7 protein-coding genes are annotated in these 8,901 nt (G+C 37.8%); all 7 read right to left on the reverse strand.

Translation table 11 applies throughout. The features are described 5' to 3' along the window. Window positions 1-48 precede the first annotated feature (48 nt). Window positions 49-816 carry an RHS repeat-associated core domain-containing protein gene (locus ACMGDK_RS19660; protein ID WP_436809504.1) on the reverse strand — a complete coding sequence of 256 codons (768 nt, stop codon included), beginning with the start codon at window positions 814-816 and terminating at the stop codon, window positions 49-51. A 153-nt stretch (window positions 817-969) separates the two neighbouring features. Further along, a complete protein-coding gene (locus tag ACMGDK_RS19665) occupies window positions 970-1,503 on the reverse strand; it encodes a hypothetical protein (protein ID WP_436809505.1) in 534 nt (177 codons plus the stop codon). Window positions 1,504-1,625: 122 nt separating this feature from the next. Further along, window positions 1,626-2,582: an RHS repeat domain-containing protein gene (locus tag ACMGDK_RS19670; protein WP_436809506.1), complete on the reverse strand. Its 957-nt coding sequence runs from the start codon at window positions 2,580-2,582 to the stop codon at window positions 1,626-1,628. A 248-nt stretch (window positions 2,583-2,830) separates the two neighbouring features. Next, the gene (locus ACMGDK_RS19675) at window positions 2,831-3,187 is read right to left on the reverse strand and encodes a hypothetical protein (RefSeq protein ID WP_436809507.1); all 357 of its coding nucleotides are present in this window, start codon (window positions 3,185-3,187) and stop codon (window positions 2,831-2,833) included. A gap of 4 nt (window positions 3,188-3,191) precedes the next feature. Continuing rightward, window positions 3,192-6,809, reverse strand: coding sequence for a DUF6443 domain-containing protein (locus tag ACMGDK_RS19680; protein WP_436809508.1), 3,618 nt, complete (start codon window positions 6,807-6,809; stop codon window positions 3,192-3,194). Window positions 6,810-6,814: 5 nt separating this feature from the next. Further along, window positions 6,815-8,389: a hypothetical protein gene (locus tag ACMGDK_RS19685; RefSeq protein ID WP_436809509.1), complete on the reverse strand. Its 1,575-nt coding sequence runs from the start codon at window positions 8,387-8,389 to the stop codon at window positions 6,815-6,817. Further along, the coding region (locus ACMGDK_RS19690; RefSeq protein ID WP_436809510.1) for a hypothetical protein at window positions 8,362-8,901 on the reverse strand (540 nt) is incomplete at its 5' end. The genes ACMGDK_RS19690 and ACMGDK_RS19685, both read right to left, overlap by 28 nt.

Genomic DNA, 8,901 nt, shown 5'->3' on the forward strand with positions numbered 1-8,901 from the left:
ATTTAAAAATTAATCTCTTATGAAACACTCCTTAAGTGAGAGCCTAAATCAGTACACTTTTTGCTGACGATTTACAGAATTAGCAGCAAATTGAGTATCCCCATTTAACATTAATGGTAATCCCCAAAGACCACGGGTTGCTACAGTACCAACGGTAGCATAAAGTTCTGCATTTATCTGAATTATCTCTCCAATCTGAATGATTCTACTAAGCCTACTAACCTGTGCTCCGGTAGCAATACTTGTAATACCAGCACCTTTTTCGTTACCTCCGAAGATACCTTTAAAGAAGCTACCAACTCGGTTCCAAAAACTCGGTCTTGGAGGATTAGTATTACCAGACATTAAAGATGAAAAGGCGTTTGTAGCTGCACTTCCTGTATATACAGTTCCTTCATCAGTCTGATAAATAAGACCTCCTCCTCCTCCAACAGATGCTAATTGATCATAGCTTCCGCCTCTATCTCCTAATCCCAACCAGTTTGGATTGGTCCAGCCAGAACTTACATCCACATTACCGAATCCATCACCTGCCATTGCAAACTGTCTTGGCGCCATGCCATCCGGATCTATAAAGCTTACAGGATTATTAAATGCATAGTTATACGGAGAATATCTTCTCATCTGCTCAGCCAGAGGGTCTATCACACCCCATCTGCCAATATCTGCCATATACATCCTTGCTCCGTAATCACTCCAGTCGGTTTCTTTCTGTAGTTCCTTGCCGTTGTACCCATAAGTATATGAAGTATTCCCGGCTAAAACATTATATCCTTCATGTTTTAATCCAAAAGGATAATAGTTGTTTTTCTTCAAGAGCTTCTGCGCTGTCTTAGCGAAACTTATTTTAAATTAAAATTAGGGTATTGAAATCAGTACCCTAATTGTTTATAAAATCCTCTCAAATAGAGTATAAGAAGGATAAACTTTTGTCCTAATAAGATAGAAATTACGAAATATTAATTCTATTTAATCTGTACAATAAACTGAGCTTGATTTTGGTATTTTTTTACCTTTATCTGTGTAAATGTAGTTTACAGATTGTTTTGCTCCTATATCTCCCATTTCATAAGACTTTAATAAAGAATAACTCCCATACTGACTAGTAAAATGAAATTGTTTTACTAATGGGTCTTGAGTTTCAAAATCTAAAATCGCTGAAATGTCCCAATAGGCCTCTTTACTATTATTCTTTTCCGCCATAACTATAGCATAATATAAAAATTCTTTATAATGACCATTAATTATATATTGTTTACTAGCAGATTTATACGCTTGTATATCACCTTCATATATCGCTTTTCTTAAATTATTTTGTAATTTTTTATCGTTAAAGTTAAATTTATTATCTTTATTAGCGCTATACTCATCTCTTATCAATTGATTTTCTGATACAGATTCAAGTTTTATATCTTCCTTCTTACTCTCATTATTCTTTTGTTTGTTTTCTTTATTACAGTTACTTAAGAATATTAATAGCATACTTATTAGTAATTTTTTCATATAATATTTATTTAAAGTTCGGATATTTTTTAAGAAATTGGTTATATCTATAACCTGTCAAATATTCTCCATTTTTATAAAATACAATAACACCATTTCCATCTCTTTTATCCTGACCAATGTTAATGTTTTTTAATACCATTTGCTGTTGTATCATAGGTCACGAAGCCATTAAATGCTATAACAGTTAAATTGGGATGAGCTTTGGATATTTGTTTACCTATAGCTTCATTTGCTGTTGTACTCACCCCAGATAAACACGCATACAAAATTAAAATTGGATCTTTCATTTTATCTACATTCTTCCAATTACTATTTTTAGAATTCATTACAGTATCAAAAGTTTTGGCATCTCTTATTCTTTCTTCACCATTAAATAGTGTTCCAAAATTACCGTGTGAATAGACTCTGAAGACTCCATCCCCTTTTGTATCTTTAAAAAGATTATTCATCTGCTTATAAACCTGATGGAAAACAGCATCATCTTCTTTTCCAAAGAAGCTTACAGGCTCCTCCGGATTAAAATCATTTAGCTTAAACTGCATAGCATCAAACGGATTAAAATTATATTGAGGCATTAGTTTCCTGAATGCATCTGCTGCTTCACTTCCTTCATATATTTCTATATCTCCTCCTATTCCTCCTCCAACAGATGCTAATTGGTCATAGCTTCCGCCTCTATCTCCTAATCCCAGCCAGTTTGGATTGGTCCAGCCCGAACTTACATCCACATTACCGAATCCATCACCAGCCATTGCAAACTGTCTGGGAGCCATTCCATCAGGATCTATAAAGCTTATAGGATTATTAAAGGCATAGTTATACGGAGAATATCTTCTCATCTGCTCTGCTAATGGATCTATCACACCCCATTTGCCAATATCTGCCATATACATTCTCGCCCCATAATCTCCCCAGCCGGTTTCTTTCTGTAGTTCCTTGCCGTTGTACCCATAAGTATATGAAGTATTCCCGGCTAAAACATTATATCCTTCATGTTTTAAACCAAAAGGATAATAATTGTTTTCTTCAAGAGCTTCTGCGCTGCCAGATAAATTTTTGGAGTAGCTTAAACGCACATTTCCCAAATGGTCTGTATAACTATGAATATACTTATTATTTTCAAAAATTATTCTTCACTAACTTTGGAACACGAGGAATGATCTTCAATTATTTAAGACATATTTTATCCACTAAAACAGTAAGAGCAGGATAACCTGCGCCTACTGTTTTAATTTTAATATTTAATACCAGTTGATTTTCAATGAGTTAATCATTGGAATAATCGAATCACTAACTTTGATACATTACCTACATTATCGAAAATCTAATCATGATACCCTGTAATACTGACAAAATTAACTTTGGGTTTTTTGTTCAGCTTCTCAGTTTTAAAATCAGATCTCACCCAAATACACTCGTTTTTACTATTAATGATGTAAATTACACTTTTGTTGTTATTTATATATACACTGTCTATATCATTAACTATTACTTTCCCATGGATAAAACTATCTTCTCTAATTTTATGCATAACAAGTATTGATCTTGAAGGTTGATTTAAATATATACTATCCTTTAATTGAAACATAAAACTTTCCATATTTTCAGGAAATATTTTATTGCATGATAAACATAGCAAACTAATTAATATTATTAATAAATATTTTTTTGTATTCTTCATATCTTTATTTTGTTTTTATCCATTGATAATTAAAATGAATAGTAATTGTTGTTGTTCCTAATGGGGTAATTGTCTTACCTCTATTAAATGAATCAGCGTCATTTCTAGATATCCCGGAGGAAACTGTATATTTATCAATAACATTTACATACAATCTGTTTCCTCTTTTTTGCATATTATAAACCATTCCCCCTCTCCAAATAGATTGATCTGCCAATCCTTTAAAGTGAGCGTCTATACTTCCACTTATTCCAATTTTGTCAGGGCTTGTACCTATATAATATTGAATAGTTTGGCCATCTTTTATTTTTCCTGCATTATAGTCACTTGCAAACATTGTAGTCGCTCTTGCTGATGAATTTGACCATTTTATATCTTCAGTTAAAGCATCTCCGGGAAAAAAGTTTCTATGTTCCGGACCTGTTCCTGAAGCATACTCATACATTAATATAGCTGTCGTTTTTCGTGCACTTTGTTTAAATATACTTTGCTTTTCAGATTCTGTTAATTTATCCAATGTAAATGGAGAACCAAACAACTTATTGGCAAATGTAGATAAACCTTGAATAAGAGCATAATGCTTAGCTGTGTAAGTTGGTCCGGGGTCATTTAATCCAAAATTTGAAAAATTGAATTGTGAGAAATTATACTGAGGATTCATAAGTGTCCTGAATGCATCTGCAGCTGCAGCTCCTTCATAAATTTCTAAATCTCCACCTATTCCTCCTCCAACAGATGCTAATTGATCATAGCTTCCGCCTCTATCTCCTAATCCCAACCAGTTTGGATTGGTCCAGCCCGAACTTACATCCACATTACCGAATCCATCGCCTGCCATTGCAAATTGTCTTGGCGCCATGCCATCAGGATCTATAAAGCTTATAGGATTGTTAAAGGCATAATTATAAGGCGAATATCTTCTCATCTGTTCAGCAAGAGGATCTATCACACCCCATCTGCCAATATCAGCCATATACATTCTCGCTCCATAATCTCCCCAGCCTGTTTCTTTCTGTAGTTCCTTGCCGTTGTACCCATAAGTATATGAAGTATTCCCGGCTAAAACATTATAACCATCATGTTTTAATCCAAAAGGATAATAGTTGTTTTCTTCAAGAGCTTCTGCGCTGCCTGCTGAGTTTTTAGCATAGCTTAAACGTACATTTCCTAAATGGTCTGTGTAGCTGTAAATATACTTATTATTTTCAAAATTGTAATAGCCTTCAGCTGTAGGAACAAATTTTAAAGCAACAGTTTTGCCTTTTTTGCCATTCATAATTTCATACTGAAAGCCATCTACATATTCTGTAACTGTAGATTCAAGGGAAGTAGCAGTACCAAAAGGATCGAAAGGAGTGTAATTATAAATTTTCCTGAGTTTAGTACCATCCGCACGATAGGTATAGTATATATTTTCATTAATAATTCCTTCGCGTGTCGGTAATCCTTTATCAAACTTGATGTAATCAGGAAGATTCAAAAAATTATAATCAATCTGTAAAACACCCTTGTCAACATGATCCTTCATATTCCCGTTATCATCATAAGAAATGGTGTTCCCGGAGGTATCAGGATAGCCACTGTAGTTTCCTGAAGTGTCAGTAACGGTATTGAGCTTATTTCCTGTATAATTGTAGGTAAGATTGTCAATAAGCTGCGCTGTTCCTGAACTGCTTTTCCCATTTCTCTGCAATGAAGTCATATTTCCGTTCAGATCATAGGCTAAAGTTTCATTAAACAGTCCATTCTGCGGAACAGAAGCCGCCGGTTCAGAATAGATTCCTTTTTTAAGCCTGTTCAGGCCATCATACTGGTAATTATACTGTCTTAAAACCTGGTCCGTAGCCGTTTTCCAGGTCACTTCCGTAATATTGCCGTTGTATTTCCCTGTAGAGCCCTGAGAGGTATTCTGGGGATTAAAATACTTCAGCTCATAGCCGAAAAGCTTGGTTCCGAGTGCAGCCGGATCATTAATTTTGGTAAGCGCACCACGGATGTCATACTGGTAATCGATGCTTTGAAGTCCGCCCCCCACTTTCTTGTTGGATAGCTGCGAAAGCTCATTATAGGTATTTTCCGCCAACAGTTCCACAGGACCGCTGTCTACCTGGTGACGGTGCTTCGTTACCCGGTTCTGGTTGTCAAAATCAAAGCTTTGGGAAATTACCTTTTCGGTATCTGTAGCCAGTCTTTTATGATAGACCTTGGTCTGTTTGGCTACTCCCACAAAATCCAATTCTGATTCTGTTCTGGTGTATCCACCCAGATGGTTAATGGCATAGGTTCCTACTGCCCTTCCTTTGGTATCGTAATAAATGTAGCTTCTGGTCCAGTTATCATCCTCGATATTCTTTACCAGGCTCAGTAGAGGAAGTCCTTTTGCATTTGAGGAGTCTCCGGTTAAAACAGGCTGTCCAAAGATTTGTGTTGGTATCGTAGATGGAAAAGCCGGATTAAAACTATAATCAGGATAGCTATCATAATAATTTACAGACAGGATTTTTTCCCAGTTTGTATTGGGATAAGTGTTTATAGGATTATAAAATACATCCATTCCTTCTCTATAGAAAAATTTAGCAGGGGTTCTGGACACATTGTTACTGCCGTATAGCTCTGCTATATTCTGCTCCGCTACTCTCGACCCATTTCCGCCTGATGTGCAAATACCAGTGATTACAGCTCTTCCAAATTCATCATATTGAGTATATAACCACTGTCCTTTGGTTCTTAGATTGGCATCTTGAGAAGCTATCAATCGGTCCTGTTTATCATATAGCATATACTCCCAGCCTTTCCCAGGAACTTTTTTCTCTACCAGTCTTCCCAATCCGTCATACCGGTACTGGTAACACAGCTTGTCCAGCATCGTCTGATCGGGAGCAGAAGTGCCTACCGCCAGTGGTGGAATGACATAGACCAGCTGGCCGTATTCATTGTACAGGTAATAGGTATCTACATTCTGGGTACCGTCATTTTTTCTGACCAGTATGGTCTGTCCTTTTCCATTTTTGAATTCCGTGGTGATATTTCCATCCGGATCGGTAACGGAAGTTTTCATCAGCTGGTTAGCAGCATAGGAAGCCGAGAAGGAAATACCTGAATCTGTTCTCCCTTCTGTCCAGCTTGTTGTGATCCCATATTTCTTTACTTCACCAGATGCGTTGGTGCCGTAAGCCATATTGGCGGGCTTCTGGGACCAGGCGGTTCCGGCCGGCACAACCTGGCTTACTCTTGTGGTAAACAGGTCGTCGTAGCGTTTTTCTGCATAGATCTTTTCACTTCCGTATCCGGCAGAAGGTGCATTCGCAAGCGGATTGGTATAGATGGCTCCATTCGCTGTGCCCGGCTGGGGAACAGGAAGATAACTTTTGGCCTGTCTTCCTTTTGCATCATACTCTATAGGAACCACCACATCTCTTCCAAGTGGCGTTGCTTTGATGGCAACACTTTGAACGGGTCTTCCTAATCCGTCAAAATACTGCACAGATTCTGATTTTTTAATACAGTCTCCATCCAGACAGTTTTTGGTATAGATATAGTTCTCAGCAGTACTTAGGTTCGTTTGTGCGAAAGAGAGCCCCGCCACAAACAATATATGGAATGCTGTTATAATTTTTTTCATGATTTTTAGTGTTTGTAGTTGTACTGGTTTTCCTGCAAAGTTTTTCCGTCCACATCCTTTATTTTGATCAGTCTGCCTGCATTATCATAGATATTTACCGTTCTGATGCCGTTCGCCGAAATGGAGTTCGTTACTCCCACCAGAGGATCATACGTGGTTGCCGTGACCGTGTAATTCTTCAGGGCAGGATCTTTTCTAAGATTTTCCAGAGCTTGTATAAGCGCAGGTTCGTTAGCCGGATTATCACGATCCGCATTGGAAGCGGCTATGACAGCTGTTACTGTCGAAAGGGAGGCTACCTGGGAATAGGAGGCCCCTGAAATAACAGCAATAGGCAGGGTCTGGTAATATCCCCAGATTGTGGTTGTAGGAATTCCGTTTTTCCCGGTTACCTGTACCAGATTCCCTTTGTTGTCATAAACATCCAGTGTAGAAGCGGTAAAAGGACTCTGGTTCTGCCTGTTGTACCCGATGACAGAACTCGGGTATACATTAGCTGAATGATCAAATTTAGTTTCAGATTTTCCGATGGTTTTACCCGCTTCCTTAACTTCTGTTTCTACCGGCATTCCTGTCATATTAGCAGCCAGCAGCTTGGTGAGATTTTTATCCTGGGCGTATTTATAGAAGCTTTCAGTTACCGTTCCGTCTGCAGCTGTAGTTTTTGAAGAGGAAGGTTTGTAATTATCCGACCTTACATTGTTTTCACTTGAAGTTTGCAGGAAAGATGCCGCAGATCCTGAAGGATAGGCTATGGAAGTGCTCTTTGTCTGGCTGATAAATGCTGTTTTGGAATAAAATCCTTCATCGGTCTGATAATCAACATTATCTGCAATTCCAAATGTGTACTGATAATCATCTTTTCCCAGAAGCTGGTTAGTCTCACTATACATTTCTTTTTTCTCCAGAATCCCTGATCTTAAAAGGTTGTAGTAAGGCTGGAAATTAACGGTATTGCCACCTACCGTAGTCTGATACGATGGATAATCCTTATCCAGTTTGAAGAAATATTTTGCATATCCGTTTCCTGAACCGTCCGTTACTTTTACATTTTTGAACAGGATTCTGCTGTCTTTAGAAGTATAGCCGCTTGAAGCGTTTGGAATGGAAAAATCATCATACTTGTATGAAATTTCTTTTACCGGTATGCTGCTGTTAATACTATTGAACCTTTTAATGGAACGTATCCTGTATGATGTAGATGGACTAGCATTACGGTAAGGTCCAGGCTTTGCCACGACTTCTATCAGCCCAAAATTAACCTGACCATTCTGTAGGGGCACGTTGGCAGTAACGGTATACTGACCGGGATAGTTATAAAATTTTATACCGCTTCCTTTCTGGTTGGTGGTTAATACCTCAGTTCCTCTTTTAAGGGTATAGGTAATTCTTTTATTCTCGGGTACGGGAGGAAGAAGAATAGGCTCTCCGGTATTGGGATCGACTGAAGTATAAACGTCGCCGTAATTTACCCAGAATGTTTTTTTCTTTGAAGAATCCCCCGGTATGGTAAAAGAATAAGTCAGGGTTTGATGGGTATCAAAGCTAAAATTTAAAACTCCTGCTGTTCCTGTGTACATGAGTCTACATAATCCAGGGTCAGTGATTCCAGATAGGCAGCAGAGCTTTTATCGGCATAAATTTCTGAACCTTCGTAAAGGTACTGAGTAACACCTTTTGTAGGATAAATAATCTTGTTAAGAACACCGGATGGATCGACCTGTACGCTTCCCTGACACGATCCACCTGTTGGAACCTCCAGGCTGAGAGGATTATAAAGAAATGCGGTCTCTTCAAGGATATTCTGCCCGTCCATTTTCTTTATTTTGTCCAGCTGTCTTTTTTTGTAGGTAGCATCCCCCGGATTTGAAGGGAAAGGATAGGAATAGTCAAAGGCATATTCCGCCACTTTACCGTAAAAATTATTCAGCATTACTTTTTTAATGCTGTAAGGATCATTCATGGTTTTTTCCAGGGTCTGGTCGTAATCATAAACGATCTCGATATTTCCCAGTGCAGTATTTATTTTCTGAAGCTGGCAGCTTTTATAAAGCAATGTGGTAGTATCAGTATCATACTTTGTATTTTTCTG

Origin of the sequence: Chryseobacterium hilariae, assembly GCF_051400735.1 — a bacterium.
GTDB lineage: Bacteria > Bacteroidota > Bacteroidia > Flavobacteriales > Weeksellaceae > Chryseobacterium.

Bases quoted from the DNA above. Each gene is read 5' to 3' on its own strand.
- ACMGDK_RS19665 (WP_436809505.1), bottom strand. From the start codon at position 1,503: ATGAAAAAATTACTAATAAGTATGCTATTAATATTCTTAAGTAACTGT.
- ACMGDK_RS19680 (WP_436809508.1), bottom strand. From the start codon at position 6,809: ATGAAAAAAATTATAACAGCATTCCATATATTGTTTGTGGCGGGGCTC.
- ACMGDK_RS19675 (WP_436809507.1), bottom strand. From the start codon at position 3,187: ATGAAGAATACAAAAAAATATTTATTAATAATATTAATTAGTTTGCTA.
- ACMGDK_RS19685 (WP_436809509.1), bottom strand. From the start codon at position 8,389: ATGTACACAGGAACAGCAGGAGTTTTAAATTTTAGCTTTGATACCCAT.